This window comes from Swaminathania salitolerans (assembly GCF_007988945.1).
GTDB lineage: Bacteria > Pseudomonadota > Alphaproteobacteria > Acetobacterales > Acetobacteraceae > Swaminathania > Swaminathania salitolerans.
This window is the reverse complement of the sequence record NZ_BJVC01000004.1, coordinates 190,640-206,691: the sequence shown is the minus strand read 5'-3', so window position 1 is coordinate 206,691 and position 16,052 is coordinate 190,640. Positions and strand designations below refer to the sequence as shown.

At 62.5% G+C, this 16,052-nt stretch carries 11 protein-coding genes; 6 read left to right on the top strand and 5 right to left on the bottom strand.

Translation table 11 applies throughout. The annotated features are described in order from the left end of the window. Nucleotides 1–150 precede the first annotated feature (150 nt). Entirely contained in the window at nt 151–2,391 is a 2,241-nt protein-coding gene (locus tag SSA02_RS09740) for a Hint domain-containing protein (protein WP_186807755.1), read from the bottom strand. 424 nt (nt 2,392–2,815) lie between these two features. On the opposite strand from SSA02_RS09740, the gene trhO reads away from it, so the two are divergent. Continuing rightward, nucleotides 2,816–3,757: an oxygen-dependent tRNA uridine(34) hydroxylase TrhO gene (gene trhO / locus SSA02_RS09735; protein ID WP_147093862.1), complete on the top strand. Its 942-nt coding sequence runs from the start codon at nt 2,816–2,818 to the stop codon at nt 3,755–3,757. 258 nt (nt 3,758–4,015) lie between these two features. Here the strand turns inward: trhO and SSA02_RS09730 are convergent, their stop codons facing one another. Then, nucleotides 4,016–5,101 carry a CorA family divalent cation transporter gene (locus SSA02_RS09730; protein WP_147093861.1) on the bottom strand — a complete coding sequence of 362 codons (1,086 nt, stop codon included), beginning with the start codon at nt 5,099–5,101 and terminating at the stop codon, nt 4,016–4,018. A 263-nt stretch (nt 5,102–5,364) separates the two neighbouring features. Here SSA02_RS09730 and SSA02_RS09725 point away from each other — a divergent pair, with 263 nt between their 5' ends. From SSA02_RS09725 to SSA02_RS09715, 3 genes are all read left to right on the top strand, one after another. Then, a complete protein-coding gene (locus tag SSA02_RS09725) occupies nt 5,365–5,745 on the top strand; it encodes a hypothetical protein (protein WP_147093860.1) in 381 nt (126 codons plus the stop codon). 128 nt (nt 5,746–5,873) lie between these two features. Further along, nucleotides 5,874–7,163: an adenosylhomocysteinase gene (gene ahcY, locus SSA02_RS09720; protein ID WP_147093859.1), complete on the top strand. Its 1,290-nt coding sequence runs from the start codon at nt 5,874–5,876 to the stop codon at nt 7,161–7,163. 108 nt (nt 7,164–7,271) lie between these two features. Next, a complete protein-coding gene (locus SSA02_RS09715) occupies nt 7,272–7,928 on the top strand; it encodes an SCO family protein (RefSeq protein ID WP_147093858.1) in 657 nt (218 codons plus the stop codon). Here the strand turns inward: SSA02_RS09715 and SSA02_RS09710 are convergent. The 3 genes from SSA02_RS09710 to SSA02_RS09700 all read right to left on the bottom strand — a co-directional run bounded on the left by SSA02_RS09710 (nt 7,905) and on the right by SSA02_RS09700 (nt 12,170). Continuing rightward, nucleotides 7,905–9,341 carry a PepSY-associated TM helix domain-containing protein gene (locus SSA02_RS09710; protein ID WP_147093857.1) on the bottom strand — a complete coding sequence of 479 codons (1,437 nt, stop codon included), beginning with the start codon at nt 9,339–9,341 and terminating at the stop codon, nt 7,905–7,907. The two genes, SSA02_RS09715 and SSA02_RS09710, sit on opposite strands and share 24 nt — an antisense overlap. 9 nt (nt 9,342–9,350) lie before the next feature. After that, nucleotides 9,351–11,696 carry a TonB-dependent receptor family protein gene (locus SSA02_RS09705; protein ID WP_147093856.1) on the bottom strand — a complete coding sequence of 782 codons (2,346 nt, stop codon included), beginning with the start codon at nt 11,694–11,696 and terminating at the stop codon, nt 9,351–9,353. Between the two features lie 78 nt (nt 11,697–11,774). Then, the gene (locus SSA02_RS09700) at nt 11,775–12,170 is read right to left on the bottom strand and encodes a hypothetical protein (protein ID WP_147093855.1); all 396 of its coding nucleotides are present in this window, start codon (nt 12,168–12,170) and stop codon (nt 11,775–11,777) included. Between the two features lie 478 nt (nt 12,171–12,648). On the opposite strand from SSA02_RS09700, the gene SSA02_RS09695 reads away from it, so the two are divergent. Both SSA02_RS09695 and SSA02_RS09690 read left to right on the top strand, forming a co-directional pair. Then, nucleotides 12,649–13,869, top strand: coding sequence for a glycosyltransferase family 32 protein (locus SSA02_RS09695; RefSeq protein WP_246103814.1), 1,221 nt, complete (start codon nt 12,649–12,651; stop codon nt 13,867–13,869). A gap of 153 nt (nt 13,870–14,022) precedes the next feature. Next, complete coding sequence (locus SSA02_RS09690; RefSeq protein ID WP_186807754.1) at nt 14,023–16,032, top strand: M1 family metallopeptidase; 2,010 nt, start codon at nt 14,023–14,025, stop codon at nt 16,030–16,032. The last annotated feature ends 20 nt before the right edge of the window (nt 16,033–16,052 follow it).

Genomic DNA, 16,052 nt, shown 5'->3' with positions numbered 1-16,052 from the left:
TCCGGATCGATGCGAACAAGGAAAGCAAACAAGGAAAGCTCGGGCAACGGTAGAAGGAAGGGCGCAAGAACGACCCGACCTGAGACGAGGGCGCGGACAACGATCCGCAAGCCGGACCCTCCGTATCACGGATGGCCCATCCGGCGACCGTTATCCCGCGATACGCGTCGGTACGACGGCACCGACCCGCTCGGGTCGCGGTGCGAAGGCGGAGATCTCTATCGAGAGAATGGCCGGGCGTCCGGGTTGCCGGTCGGGAAGATGGATGAGCGCGTTCCCGCGCGTCCAGCGTCGACCGCATTCCTCCCGCGCATTCCAGCCCTCGAGCGTTTCCGCGGTACGGAATTCGCCCAGCTCCTCCATCTCCTCGGCTTCGAAAAGACGAATGGCGTTGACCAGCACCCCGAGATCGCGCCGGTCGTCGATGAACGGCGCAACGGCATCGCTCGGACGCGCGCTCTGCGAGACGATACGCAGCGTCTGGGCATCGGCGGGTATCGAAAAGACGTGCTGCCCGTTCGTCACACGCCTGCGCGCGATCCACTGACCCGTATCGGTCACGATGGCGACACTGGCCGTGGCGACACTGGCCGTCTCGGCCGCGCTGGGGCTTCCTTCGTCCCGGGGGGCATCCCCGGCGGCCGAGGCGACATAGCGCGGCGGCGCATCGTCCGGCAGCCGCGATACGATCGATGCATGGATCGGCTCGACGAATGCCCGGTCGGTCCGGAGCGATGCGGCGCCATGCGTCTGCCAGTTCTGCCTGCGGCCCCCGAAAGCGACGATATCCCCTTCCTGACGGAAGCTGCCCCTGTGCCCCGTATCGAGGAAACTCTCTGTCAGAACGCCATCGGCCATGATGACGGAATGGTCATCCGTCTCGATATGATAATAGACATATCCGGAGAAACTGCGGTCGTAGAAAACGGAACGTCCATTGACGAGCATCCGGACGGGTACGAACGCGCCCTCGACAAAGAGACAATGTTCCGCCGTGACCAGCAGATCCTTGTACGGACGATTCTCTCCCAGCGCATCTTTCAGGATACGGACCGGATAACCTGCGAGATCGTCCGGCAGGTCGGAGCGGATGACGGCCTGCGTCCACCCGGCCCAGATGACCGGCCGTGCCACGCGCGCGCCATCGACATACGCGACGACCACGTCACCGATCCTGATATCCTGAACAGCCGTCTCGCCATTTTCCATCTCGATCATGGTATCGGCGAGAAAGCAGGGGGCAGCGCCGCTGGTGCTGAGCGATCCGGATACCACGAGTCGACCGCCACCGTTTACGAGGGTCGGATCGCTCACGGTCGCCCCGGAGGAAACCGTAACGGTGAATCCCCCATTCGAAGCCGAACCGATATAGGGAGACGTCAGCGTGGCACCCGGATAGACGATCGCATCCGAATAGCCATCGGCATAGGTCCCGCTATTGACATAGCTGTCTCCGATCGAATGGGCGCCGGAATACAGATAGACGACGTTCGAATTGAGCACATTGGCCGAGAGCGTCCCGCCGGCCGAAACATAGAGATAACCGTTCACGTCGAGCGACGAGGTCATCGTCCCGCCCGAGGAAATATAGATCGATGGCGTCGTCGTTCCCGAGATGACGGCGCCCGAGACAACGGCCCCGCTCGAGACGGTCAGACTGCCGATATTCGAAAGCACGACCTTGCCCGAAGCGGAGACGGACCCGCTGATATAATAGGTGATCCCGCTGATGCTCGACGCCGTCCAGGCGCCGCCGGTCAGCACGACGCTGCCCTGACTGTTCGGGGGCAGGGCAGCCGTGCCGCTTCCATAGGCCGCGCCCAGTGAAAGGACACTGCCTGCCCCTGTATTGATACCGGCGATCGAGGCACCCGAACTTACGATGGCGGTGCCGCCCGAGCCCAGCGTAAGCCCCGATACGGACGCACCTGACGAGACGATGGCACTGAGGCCGCCCGTCGCGCCGTCTTTCAGTGTCGCGCCCTGGAGGCTCGCTCCCGATGAAACGAAGAGCCGTGCGTAGCCATCGACCCCCGCACCGCTATTGACGTAGGTGTCATCGACCGAGCTGGCACCGGCGTAGAGATAGACCTCATCGGAATTGAGCGTATTCCCGGACAGGATGCCGCCGGCAGAAACATAGGTGTAGCCGTTGAGCTCGTAGGAGCTCGTCATGACACCGCCGCTCCGGATATAGACGGACGGGACACCGCCGGAAATCATGACACCCGATACGGTGGCACCGCTCGTGACGGTCAGGGAGCCGATGGAAGACAGGGTCGTCACCCCGTAGGCGGAGACGGACCCGCTGACATAATAGGTGATGCCGCTCACGCTCGATGCGGTCCAGCTTCCCCCGGTCAAAACAGCCTGTGACGTTACTGCCATCATTCGCCTCCCTGCACGCCTTGCCGAAGCGTGATCGATCTCCCGCTGATAGTGACAAAACATGCAAGAGAAGCGTTAAATATAGTTATGAATCGTAATTTTTCATCAGGATTAAAATTCCATCGATAAACCCCGTTAAAATTAATCCATTTTTTAGTGATTTATTGATGACTTCCTGACCTTTTCTCATCCGCGCGATAAGATCTCCCCATCGTTGATGGCCCGACAGCGCCCCCTGTTCTCCGCTGCAGGAACGTGGAGTCGTCTCCCCCGAATCCCTGCCAGAGTGATCCCGGTCGGGAACGTCATTGGCTTCACGGGGGGAACCTGCGCTAAGACGCGCCCTGGGCCCGGTCCAGCGTTCGCATCCTCTCACCCGGACGGACCCCGCTCTCGTTTCGTCTTCTGTCTGTCGGGATTATCGATCATGGCGCCGCCCCCCATCTGCATCGCCGCCCTCTACCGCTTCACCCCTTTCGCCGATCCGCAGGCGCTGCGCGCGCCCCTTCTCGCCCTGTGCCTGAAGCATGACATCAGAGGCACGCTCCTTCTGGCCCGTGAGGGGCTCAATGGAACCATCGCCGGCACCGAACAGGGAATCGACGCAATACTCGCCCATCTGCGCAGCCTCCCGGGCTGCGCGACGCTCGAATGGAAGCGCTCCTGGAGCGAGACCATGCCGTTCAACCGCATGAAGGTCCGGCTCAAGCGCGAAATCGTCACGATGGGACAGCCCGATATCGATCCGCTCGCCGGAGTGGGCCGATATGTGCCCGCGGCAGAATGGAACGCCCTCATCTCGGATCCCGACACGATCCTGATCGACACACGCAACGACTACGAGGTGGCGGTCGGAACGTTCAGGGGGGCCATCGATCCCGACATCAGGAGCTTCCGCGAGTTCCCCGCATGGTTCCGCGCCCGTCGTGCCGCGCTGGAAGCCGAGGGACGCAAACCCAGGATCGCCATGTTCTGCACGGGTGGCATACGGTGCGAGAAATCCACCGCCTTTGCCCTGTCCGAAGGGATCGAGGATGTGTGTCATCTCCAGGGAGGCATTCTCAAATATCTCGAGGAGATTCCTCAAACCGAGAGCCTCTGGGAGGGGGAGTGTTTCGTTTTCGACCAGCGCGTGACGGTCGGTCACGGTCTCGAGCCGGGTGCCTACGCCCTGTGTCATGCCTGCCGTCGGCCCGTTTCGGCCGATGACAAGACCTCGGAACTCTTTATCGACGGTGTCCAGTGCCCTGCCTGCGCTTCCGAGCGGACGGACGCACAGCGCGCACGCTATGCCGCGCGTCAGGACCAGGAGGAGCGCGCCCGCGCCCGTGGCACGCATCATATCGGCCAGCAAGACCCGCACCGGTGACATCGGGACCCGTGACATCGGAACCGGGGACATCCGCTACCTTCATCGGGCGTGACCGGAAGGCGCGCCCCAAGACGCCGCGCCCATAAGCGGGGCGGATCTGGTCCGGACGGACGGTGCTCCCGCAGACGCAGGCCACAACCGGATCAGACCGGCCGGACAGGAACCATCGTATCGGAGCCGCCGGATCAGGGCGGTCGGATCAGGGCGGTCGGATCAGGGCGGTCGGATCAGGGCAGTCGGATCAGGGCAGTCGGATCAGAGCAACCGGGCCAGCTTGAGAAACACCCAGGTCAGGATCATCGCGATGAAACAGACCAGACCCGCTTCTATGGTGCCGTATTCCCCGCTCGCCAGATACATTCCGCCTGTATTCATGCCGAAGAAACCGGTCACAAGCGTCGCGGGGAACATGAGAATGGTTGCGGCGGTCAGGATATAGAGGCGCCGGTTCGTCTCTTCCGCCTGGGAGGACCCGAGCTCGTCCTGAAGGGAGCGCGCACGGTCGAGCAGGGCGATCATGTCGTCCAGCGCCGCATGGACCTGACGTTCGGTCCGGTCGCGCAGCTCGTCCTCGGCCCATTCCGGCAGTTCGAGATCCTCGTCGCGAAGCACGCGGTCGATGGGCGTGACGACGCGCCTGAGCTCGGTGGCGCGTCGCCGCCCTTTTCCGACGATACCGCCCAGATGACCGAGATCGGTGCGTCGGTCGATCAGAAGAAGCGCATCCTCCGCACGATCGAGTTCGTCATCGAGCTTGTTGATCTGCCGGCGCACACTGCCGGTAAACTCGCGCAGGGCGCGATCGATCACACCGGCGGGGCTATGGGGTACCGAGTCAGCCCGGAGGCTGCGATAGGCGACGCCCAGCACCGGAATGGGGTTGCGCCGCGTGGTGATCAGAAGATCGGGACGCATGGCAAAGCGCCACGCGCAGATCTCCCGGTCCTCCTCGCTGACCGCATCGTCGAAGGCGGGCAGCGCCCCCCAGACCAGACCGGGAAGCGCCTCGAGCATGACTCCGTATTCGGTCTCGGCCAGCATCGCGCTGACATCTTCCGGCAGGCACGGCAAGGTCGCGACATGCTGGCGCGCCGAGCTGTGCACGGTATCGAAATGCATCCATGCCCAGCTCTCGCTCGGCTTGGGATAATTCGAGGGTGGCGTGCGATCGTTGAGGAGGCTTTCGATCTCCTCCGGCTCGAGCGGCACCGGGTCCTCGCCCGGGCGGGCCCTGATGGCCCAGACGAGACCGTTGGCGATCCCATGGGGCAGGACGGATGACGGCCTGGTATCCTGACCGCCGACGACCGAGAAAGGCAGCTGCGTGCGTGTGCTGGACATGCCATCCTCCATCGTGACGGTTCGGGTACGGTCAGGGCATTGCCGCCCGCTCTCTCGCATGGGCGCTCCGGTCAGGCAACCGGTTTCCCTACAAAAACCAGGCTTAATCCGGCGGCAAGGAAACTTGAACGCTGCCGGTTTGTTACCAGTTCGTCCCCGTACCCGGAAAAACGGAAATATCCCGTATCGCCGGGGAGGCAATCGCAACGGATTGCCTTTCCCATCCGGGTCCAGTTCTCTCCAGTCACAGACAGGAGCCTGTCATGAAACAACGTCTCAAAGTATTCCTCGCGGCCACCGCTCTGCTTTCGGCCCCGCTCGCCGTGCCTGCCGCTGCACTGGCCCAGGCGACGACCTCGGCAGAAAGCACGACCGCTCCGACCCCGGAACAGGCCGAACAGATGAAGGCCAATTCCTACAAGGTCCATAATCCGACCGAGGAAAACAGGACATTCCAGAACCAGAGGCAGGAGCAGCCCGATCCGAGCGCGCCCAAGGCACCGCCGACGGACATGGACAAGACGGGTCGCAGCTCCGACAAGCTGCCCATCTCTTCTCCGGCCCATGATCACAAGACGGGTCACAAATCCGGGCACAAGCATCATCACCGGATGAGCACCGCCGGTCACGCCGATCCGAACTGAGGCTCCGGCTCCGGGTTCCGACCCGAACGCCCGCTCCGCAAGGACGGGCGTTTTTTCTTGCGCGCTGGCCGAACGACCGAACTCGCTTTATACCGTTGCCCCATCATCAGAAAGACAAGGGTTTCAGAATGACCGATTACAAGGTGCGCGACATTTCCCTCGCCGAATGGGGCCGCAAGGAAATTTCCATTGCCGAAGGCGAAATGCCCGGCCTGATGGCGCTCCGCGAGGAATACGGCGCCAGCCAGCCGCTCAAGGGTGCGCGCATTGCGGGCTGTCTGCACATGACCATCCAGACCGCCGTGCTGATCGAGACGCTGACGGCTCTCGGCGCGACCGTGCGCTGGTCGTCCTGCAACATCTTCTCGACCCAGGACCAGGCTGCTGCCGCCATCGCCGCGACCGGCGTGCCGGTTTTCGCCTGGAAGGGCCTGAGCGAGGAGGAATTCTGGTGGTGCATCGAGCAGACCATCAAGGGGCCCGATGGCTGGACGCCGAACATGATCCTCGATGACGGCGGCGACCTGACCGTGCTCATGCACGACAAGTATCCCGAGATGCTGAACGACGTGCGCGGCCTGTCCGAAGAGACGACCACGGGCGTGCATCGTCTGTGGGAAATGGCCAAGAAGGGCACGCTGAAGGTTCCGGCCATCAACGTGAACGACAGCGTCACCAAGTCGAAATTCGACAATCTCTATGGCTGCCGCGAGAGCCTGGTGGACGCGATTCGCCGTGGCACAGACGTCATGATGGCTGGCAAGGTTGCCGTGGTTGCCGGTTATGGCGATGTGGGCAAGGGCTCGGCCGCCTCGCTGCGCAATGCAGGCTGCCGCGTGCTCGTGACCGAAGTCGATCCGATCTGCGCCCTTCAGGCCGCGATGGAAGGCTATGAGGTCGTGACGATGGAAGCCGCTGCGCCGCGTGGCGACATCTTCGTGACCTGCACGGGCAATGTCGACATCATCACCGTCGAGCATATGCGCGAGATGAAGCACCGCGCGATCGTGTGCAATATCGGGCATTTCGACAGTGAAATCCAGGTCGAGGCCCTGCGCAACTACAAGTGGGACAACATCAAGCCGCAGGTGGACGAAATCGAGTTCCCCGACGGCAAGCGCATCATCCTGCTGTCCGAAGGCCGTCTCGTGAATCTCGGTAACGCCACGGGTCACCCTTCTTTCGTGATGTCGGCGTCCTTCACCAACCAGACCCTGGCACAGATCGAACTCTGGACGGCAAAACCGGGCCAGTACGAGACCAAGGTCTATACCCTGCCGAAGAAGCTGGACGAGAAGGTGGCCGCGCTGCATCTCGCCAAGGTCGGCGCCGAGCTGAGCAAGATGAGCGACAAGCAGGCCGATTATATCGGCGTGCCGGTTGCCGGTCCGTTCAAGCACGAAGAATACCGCTACTGAGACAAGGGGGACGCAGGGCTTCGCCCTGCTGACCGCCGGAAAACCCTTTTGCAGGGTCAGAAAGGGGGAGCGGGGCAGGCCCCCGCCTCTTCCACGAGGGAGACGCGCATGGCTCGAAAACGCTTCGTTCCCGGCCCCTCCCGTTCGGCACATCACGGATCGCGACGCGCGGCGTTGCGTCTGTGGGCCGTGCCCACACTCGTCATTATCGGCCTGTTCGCGGGCGCCATCGGGTTCCGGACCCTGTTCGGCCACAGGCATGAAACGCAGATCGGCGGTGCCTACAGCCTCATCGACAGCACGAATCGCCCGGTCACACAGGCGCGTTTCGCCGGGCGGCAGACGCTCATCTATTTCGGCTATACCCATTGCCTCGATGTCTGCCCGCTGACGCTTGCGACCGTGGCGCAGGCCTATACCCTGCTCCCGCCCGACAGGCAGCGTCCCGTGCCGCTCTTCATCACGCTGGACCCGGAGCGGGACCGTCCGGACGATGTCGGACTCTATGCCAGGCGTTTTTCTCCCGCGATCGTCGGCCTCACCGGCACGGCATCGCAGATACGGGCCGTGGCGCAGGCCTTTCACGTGACGTCCCATATCACGACCGATCCGTCGGGCGATGACGCGAGCAGCGCGTATCGGATCGATCATTCCTCGGTGCTGTATCTGATGGATGGCCAGAACCGTCTTCAGGCCATCCTCCCCGCCGATTCCAGCCCCGCCACCGTGGCGCGTCGTCTCTTACCCTTTCTGGCGAAGCGCTGAAAAACGCGGCCCCAGGAACCGGCCTGCCAGTGCGAGCAGCAGCAGCGATATGCCGAGCTCGGGCAGGAGACCCCCCATGACCCCCATGACGGCCAGCGCGCCCCAGCCTATGCGACGCGGCGAGGCGCCGGGGGCATCGAGATGTCCGGGGCGACGGCGTCTGAGCCACAGCATGAGCGCCGCCATGCTGGCGAGGGTGAGCAAAAGCGCGACACACAGGTTCAGGAAGAGATTCAGAACCCCGAACAGATGTCCCTCATGAAAGGCGACACCATAACCGATCAGACGATCGGTCAGGCTCTTTTCGGCAAAACGGGTGATATGGATGACCTGTCCCTGTGCCGTTACGCTGGCCTCGATCCGCTCCGGGCGGTTCTGGGTATCGGAGCGTATATGCCATGCCTCTCCTTCCCCGACGGGCGGGGTCACGAGCACCGGGGCCGGGAAAGCAAGGTGGCGCGCGGTCTCATAGACCGCATCCAGCCCCTCCGGACGCATCGCCGCCCCTGACATCTCCGCCCTGGATATTGCGGCCCGGGATATTACCGATCGGGATATCGCCGGCCGGGATATCGCCGGTCGGGGCAGTGCCGGTTGCGCGCCGGCTTCCATATCCATGCCGGGCATGGTGGCATGGCCCGAGAGCGTCGCGGCGATGGGAACCGCCCCGATCTCCCAGTCCTGTACGGATACCAGCCTGCCTATACGGCGCTCCACCGCCGAAAAGCTCGAACCCCAGACGAAGGACCAGGGAAGCCCCGACACAAGAAACAGGATGAGCGCGAGCGAGATCCACATCCCCCCGACAGCATGGAGATCGCGCCAGAACACGCGGCCTTTTGCACCGAGCCTCGGCAAAACCGTCCCGCCGACACCCGGGCGTCGCGGCCACCAGAGCATAAGCCCGGTCACGATCAGCACCAGAGTCCATGACGCGACCATCTCCATGATCGCGGAACCCGGATTACCGATCAGCAATTGCCCGTGCAGACGGAAGACCAGCCGCTCGAAACGTGTCTGCTCGTCACGTCGGGCCATGACCCTGAGCGTGACGGGATCGATATAGACACGCGTCACATCCGCTCCATGCGCCACCAGAACACGCGTGGCCTGCCTCTTCCGGGCGGGCATTTCCAGCGCAAGAAAATGCCCGCCCGGAACAGCGGAAAGCGCCGCATCGCGCTGGGCGCTCACGCTTCGCGGCGGCCCTTCCGCAACCGCACGATCGATATCGCGGTCGAGCCAGGTCTCGATCTGCGGTTTGAACAGATAGAGCGAACCGGTCACGCAGAGCACGATGACGAAAGGCAGACAGAAGAGCCCGGCGAAGAAATGCCAGCGCCAGAGCATGGCACGATCGGGCCAGACCGGCCGGTGAAAGGCTGGGCGCGAAGAGCGGAAAAGCCGTGTCATGATCGCCCCTCAGAACCGCACCCGCACGCCACCGAAAAAGGCGCGCGGACTGCCTGCGTAGATAGAGCCGGTCTTGCCTGAGAGCACGCCCTTCCCGGCCTGCTGCCCGTCGGCCAGAAGCGTGTCGCTGACGGGTGTCGCCCCCGCAGCGTAGAGGCTGTCGGCGACATTCTGGACCTCGAAATAGCTGTGCAGACGATGCACCCAGCCCAGCCTTGCGGGTGGGTCGTAATGGATTTCGAGATTGAGCAGACCGTATCCGGGGACCCTGAGCTGATTGGCATTGTCGATGAAAAAGGCACTGCGCCACGTCACCTCGGCAAATCCGCCGACTCCCTCGAGCATTCCCGAGGGCTGGTCGTAGAGCACGCGCGCATTCAGGAAATGCGGCATGACCCCGGGGATCAGATTGCCCTTGCGCGAAAAGCTGCGGGACATCGTGTTGTTCGACAGGATTTCAGTATAATCCGTGTAGATCTGGTTGTCGTATGTATAGGACAGGCGCAGCTTCGTCCCCGGCAGGGTTCGCGGAAGGGCCTGCCATGTCGCGGCAAGTTCCACACCGCGATGCTGCGAGGCAGGCGCGTTGAAGGTGTAGCTGCCCGCCTGGGTATTGACCCCGGCCGACTGGCTGACGAGCTCGTTTCTGTAGAACTCGTAAAACCCCGTCGCCTGTACGTTCAGCGAGGGCGACGGGTGCCATTGCGTTCCGAGATCGATGCCAAGACTGCTCTGGCTCTTGAGTTGCGTATTGTTACCGTAATTGCCCTGGGGGGTGACGAAGAAACTCGAATAGCCCGGCGTGGCATAGGCCGTGCCCAGTCGCGCATGCCAGGTCCAGACCTTGTCGGGCGTGAACACGACAGAGGCCTCGGGGGCAAGGTTGAAGAAGCGCCGGTTTGCCGTGACATACTGCGCCCGCGTGGCGGTGGCGTTGCGGCTATAGACCGTCTGCACCGCCCCGATATCGGATTGCGTGCCGCCGAGCCCGATCACCAGATGCCATTGCGGCGCGAATTGCCAGTCTTCCTGAAAACGAAGGCCGATATTCCACTGATGGCCATAGGAGGTCGATGTCTCGCTGCCGCGCGTGGCGCCCGCTTGCGGCAACAGGGCATAAACCTGATAGCCGTAATCCATGTAGTTGAAATTTGCCGCGACATAGCTGGTGAGCGGTGTCGTGCCGAGCCGGTCGTGACGGGTCAGATCGGTCTGGACGTTGTAGGAATTGAACGGCCCGACGAAAGCCGTGGTCGAGGTCGGCTGGTCGATATGGCGCTGGTCATAGGTAAATTGCGTGTGCCAGACCATGCGGGGCGTGAAATCGTGCTCCCAGCGCAATCCGACGATACTGCGCCTGTCGAAACGACCGAGATTGGCCTGTTGCGGCGTCACTTCCATCCTCGGGCCGTACGCCCCGTTGCGATAGAGCGAGACCGTGCCGCATCCGGCAGCGGCACCGGTGGCCGTGGCACATCCCCGCTGATAGGGGTTGAGGCGATACTGATCGAGCGACAGACGCAGCGGCAGAAACGCATCGGTCACATTGTTGATGAACTTCAGAACGAGGCGGTCTGTGGGAGAGAGCGACACACGCAGACGCATGTTTTCCGTCGAGGTCGCATACTGGCTGTTGGCAATGAACCCGTCGCCGCGCACATCGCTGGCGAAAAGCACGAAATCATATGCCCGGTTGCCCGTGCCCAGCGTCATGTAGTTGTTGAACATGCCGAAGCTGCCGAAATCCGAGCCGAGTTCGAGCCCGTGAACCGACGCGCCGCTGCGCGTGCGGAAATTGATCGCGCCGTTGATGGCGTAATTGCCGTAAAGCGTGGACGCCGGTCCCTGAAACACATCCACCCCCTCATAGGCATGGGGGTCGATCAGATCGGCACGCGCGGTGCCATCGGGCTGGGTGACCGGAAAACCGTCCTCGGACACCTGCAGGTTGCGCAGCCCGTAGGATTGACGCGCCCCCGAGCCGCGTATCGAGACCACGGTATCGCGCGGGCCGTTGCCTTGCAGGAAACTCGCCCCCGGCACGGTCGCCATCATATCGGCCACGCTCTGGGCGGCATGACCGGCAAAATCCTTGCGATCGGCGCTGTAGGTGGTCTGCCCGACCGGCGAGAGAGTCACCGGCCCGCGCGCGACCCCGCGTACACGGATGCGCTCCACGAGACGATCCGTGCCTGACGGAATGTGAGGAGATGTGTTCCTGGCTTTCCGCCCCGTGACGGGGGGTGAAGCGGGAGAAGAGGTGTGAGGAGACGAAGCCGCAAAAGCGGGCAAGCCGCCCGCGATCAGCGCGAGAGGCAACACGCCGCGACAGGCGGCGCGAAAGAAAAGGGACATGATACCCAGACCTGATCCGAAGAAAGACACGGCTTCCATCCGGAGCGCACGACACCGGCATGGAAACGCAGAGCGGTTTCAGGACAGGGAAAAAGGCGGCCCCTGGGCAAAACGGGACGCACGCAGGTGAAAAGGCGGGCCGCGCACCGGCGGAAAACGCCAGGCCGTGCGCGCCTCGGGAAGAGAAAGAACCGCGCCGGTCGGGCTTGCGAAGGAGAGGAGGTTTCCGTCCCCCTGATGCGCAGCCGCATCCAGACAGGCATCGTCCTGGACCCAGCCCGGATGATGATGCCCGGGGACATCGTGCTGCCCGTCGCCCGCACAGAATACGGACAGGGCCGCAATCCGGCCCAGGGCATCGTCATCCTCCGCCCCCGGATCGGCACCCACAAGACCGAGACGGATCGACAGAGCGAGCAGGGCCAGCAACCAGAAGGCCTTCCATCCCCGTCCGGTCTGACATGTCTTGCTCATGCATCCTGTCTAGACCGTGTGTCCGTTCTTGCCCATGACCGGGAAGATGAATCTCCGGAAATTCCGACGATGTGTTGCTGTCCTGCGCTCCGGCGCGCCGCATCGCGACGCTCCGTCGTCTCCGGCCTTGCCCCGCGTAAGAAATGGAAAGCACAGTTCGACGCGCCGGATGTCCAAAAGACGCGCTACTCTCTCGAAGTCGGGCCGCTTGCAGAAAGAGGGGGCAGAAAGTGACCGACGCGCCAGTCAAACGAGAGATGCTGTTCTCGAGCGTCGGGAACGTTGGTGGGAAGCCGGGCATATTCGGATGCCCCCCTCAGCCACGATCATGAGAGATTTATATATTTCCAGATAACTTTAACGTATCAAACAAAGACATTCCTTTTTCATTACTTGTCCGCCTTGAGAATGGACATCGCTCTACAGGTGTGAGATAGAAGGTTACTCAGTTTGCCTCGAAAACGGGAACCTCACTGCTATGGACAGCACGCATCCGGAAACCGACCCTGCATCGGCTGAGATCGACGCATGGGACCTCCAGCGCTCCGAGGATGTTCCTGCGCCGGACGGTCCCGCACAGCTGCCGACGCTGGAAGGGCTGGATGCGCTGACCTTGCAGGATTTCGCCCAGGACGAGCAGGCTCTGGCCTTCTACCTGACGAATGGCTGCTCGACCGTCATGCATGCCTTCACCCTGGCCAATATCCTGCATACGAGTTTCCGCGTTCAGGAAGCCTCCCGTTTCTACCGGATCGCTTTCGACCTTCATTCGAAAAATCCGGGCGAATATCCGCTCGCCCAGTCTCTGCTTCAGGCCCGGCTTCTCTGCCTCCTCAAGGCCGGCATGGATCTCCCTGCCGAGGAAGTGGCTCAGCTCCGTGCCCTGTGCATCCCTCACGCCAACTTCATAGAGAGCGTGCACAAGGCCTGGCGCGAAGGCGATCCCATGGGGGCCCTGCGTCTGACGGGCAATGCCTATGAGGAATTCCACACGGGCGAGGAAATCGACTCGCTCTATCTGTCCTTTGCCCAGCAGGCCCATTTCACCTTTTCCAAGAACCGGGCCGATCATCGCGTGATCCCGAACAGGCTGTTTCTCTACTGGGACAAGAATCCCCCGGAGGAAATCGTCCGGAATTTCGAGTTTCATCGCCGGATCACCGATCTCGACGTCAAGATCTTCGACAAGGCCGAGGCCGAGGAATGGCTCTATGACGTCTATGGCGTCGAAGCCAGAGCCCTGTTCCTGAATGCCCGCCATCCGGCGGAGGCAGCCGACATCCTGCGTGTCCATGTGATCCAGGCGCTGGGTGGATGGTGGCTCGATGCCGATATCCGCATACGCGACGAGGAAGCGCTGAAATTCATCCTCGATCAGAAAGACTCGAACGTTCTTTTCCTGACCCACAACAACGTGGTGCATAACGACTTTTTCGGTTCGGTGCCGCAAAGCCCACTCCTCAACGAGTGCCTGCTGAACATTTATCGCAACTGTCATATGCATCAGGGCCTCTTCATCGCCTACAAGACAGGTCCCGGGGTGTTCAATCGCGCTCTGAACCGGCTCATTCATCGCGATCTGAGCGATATCGCCGCGATGCCGCCCACGAGCGTCTACGATCATCATATGTTCAGCCGTCTGATCGAAGAATTCGATACGCCCTACAAGGCGCAGACCATCCACTGGCAGGCAGTCTGAGACCGAAGCGCAGATCCGTACCCGATCTTCGGGGGGCGTCCCGCCCCATCCCGGGCGGGTCGCTTCAAAGACCGCTCCGGGTCTGCTAGAAAGGGATCGGGGCCGGAACGAAATCGGGCCGGTCCCTTTCTCCGTCAGTCTGGATCGGTCTTCATGCGCGCTCCCCTTGCCTTTTTCTGTCTGATCGCGAGCACGGGCAGCGCGTTCGCGGCACCGCCGGCGCCCAGCCAGACCATGCCGCTTTCCATGCGGGCCGTGTTCGACACGCTCGTCCTGCCCGATGCCATCTCATCCTACCGGAGCGGATCGGGGCGTCCCGGCCCGGATTACTGGCAGAATCGTGCGGATTACCGGATCAAGGCCCGGATCGATCCCGCGCATCACCGGCTGGACGGGTCGGAGGCCATTACCTACATCAATAACAGCCCCGATACGCTCGGGGAGATCTGGCTCCAGCTCGATCAGAATCTCTACCGCACAGACTCACGATCCTGGATCGCCTATCCCGACTGGCATCCGGACCATACGGATGGTGCCGTCATCGAGCGCGTCACGATCGAGGAGAACGGCAAGGAAAAGCCGGTCCCGTTCCGGATTTCCGACACCCGCATGCAGATCGTGCTGCCCGCGCCGCTCGCCGGGAAAGGACACAGGATCGTCCTGCATGTTGCCTGGCATCACACCATTCCCGGCCCATGGGGTGGGCGCACCGCCGTAACGCCCGTGCATGACGGCGAGATCTATGAGATCGCCCAGTGGTATCCCCGTCTGGCCGTCTATGACGATCTGCGCGGCTGGGACACGCTTCCCTATCTCGGTCAGGAATTCTATCTCGAATACGGCTCCTTCGATTATGCGGTCACGGTTCCGTGGAACTACACCGTGGTCGGTTCCGGAGCGCTCACCAACCCGCAGGACGTGCTCACGTCAACCGAGCGCAAGCGTCTCGCACAGGCCGCCCAGAGCGATCGCCGCGTTCTCATCCGCACGGCGCAGGATATCGACGATCCGCAAAGCCATCTTGCCCGGACGGGTGAGAAAACCTGGCGCTTCCACATGGACAATACGCGCGATGTCGCCTTTGCCGCCTCTCCGGCCTTCATCTGGGATGCCGCGCGGCTGAACCTTCCGGCGCTCCCCGCCCCCGGTGGCGGCACGCCCCGGCCGCGGCTTGCCATGTCGGTCTATCCGCGCGAGGGCGCAGGACCGGAAGCCTGGGATCGTTCGACCGAATACGTCAAACACGCGATCGAGTATTTCTCGGAGCAATGGTATCCCTATCCCTGGCCGAACGCCGTCAATCTCGGCGGCCATGGCGCGGGAATGGAATATCCCGGCATCGTCTTCGACGGGTGGAAAGACAGGGACGACGTTCTGTTCTGGATCACCACGCATGAGCTGGGTCATGGATGGTTTCCCATGATCGTCGGCAGCAACGAGCGCCGTCACGCCTTCATGGACGAGGGGTTCAATACCTTCATCGATGCCTATGCCTCACAGCATTTCAATCATGGCGAGTTCGCGCCCAAGAAGGATGCCGAATTCGCCCCCGAAACGGGCGATCCCGCGCGCGACATCGTTCCGGTTCTGACCGCAGGCGATGCGCCCACGCTGATGATGCCGTCCGAGCTCGTTCCGGAAAAATACCGCCACAAGGTCACCTATTTCAAAGGGGCTTACGGCCTGATGCTCCTGCGGGAGACGATTCTCGGCCCCGAACGTTTCGACCCGGCCTTCCGCGCCTATATCCGCAGCTGGGCCTTCAAGCATCCGACCCCGTCCGATTTCTTCCGGTTCATGTCGAGCGCCGCCGGGGAGGATCTGGGCTGGTTCTGGCGCGGCTGGTATTTCCGGAACTGGTGGCCGCAATATCGGCTCGAAGGGGTGGAGAGGCACGACACCGCACCCGAAGGCGCAGGAACCGTCTCGATCGGCGTGAAGAACGAGGGAAAGCTGGTCCTGCCGGTGCTGCTGCGCGTGGTCTGGCAGGATGGCAGCCATACGGACCGGCAGATCCCGACAGAGGCATGGGCCTTGCATACGCGTCTGCAGATCGCTTTTCCGGATCACGGTCCGATACGCACGGTCGCCCTGGATCCCGATCGCCATCTTCCGATGCCGGATCGCGAGGGAACCGTTCTGACACCCGCATCCCGACCCTGACAGGGCTCTTCGCCTCTTTG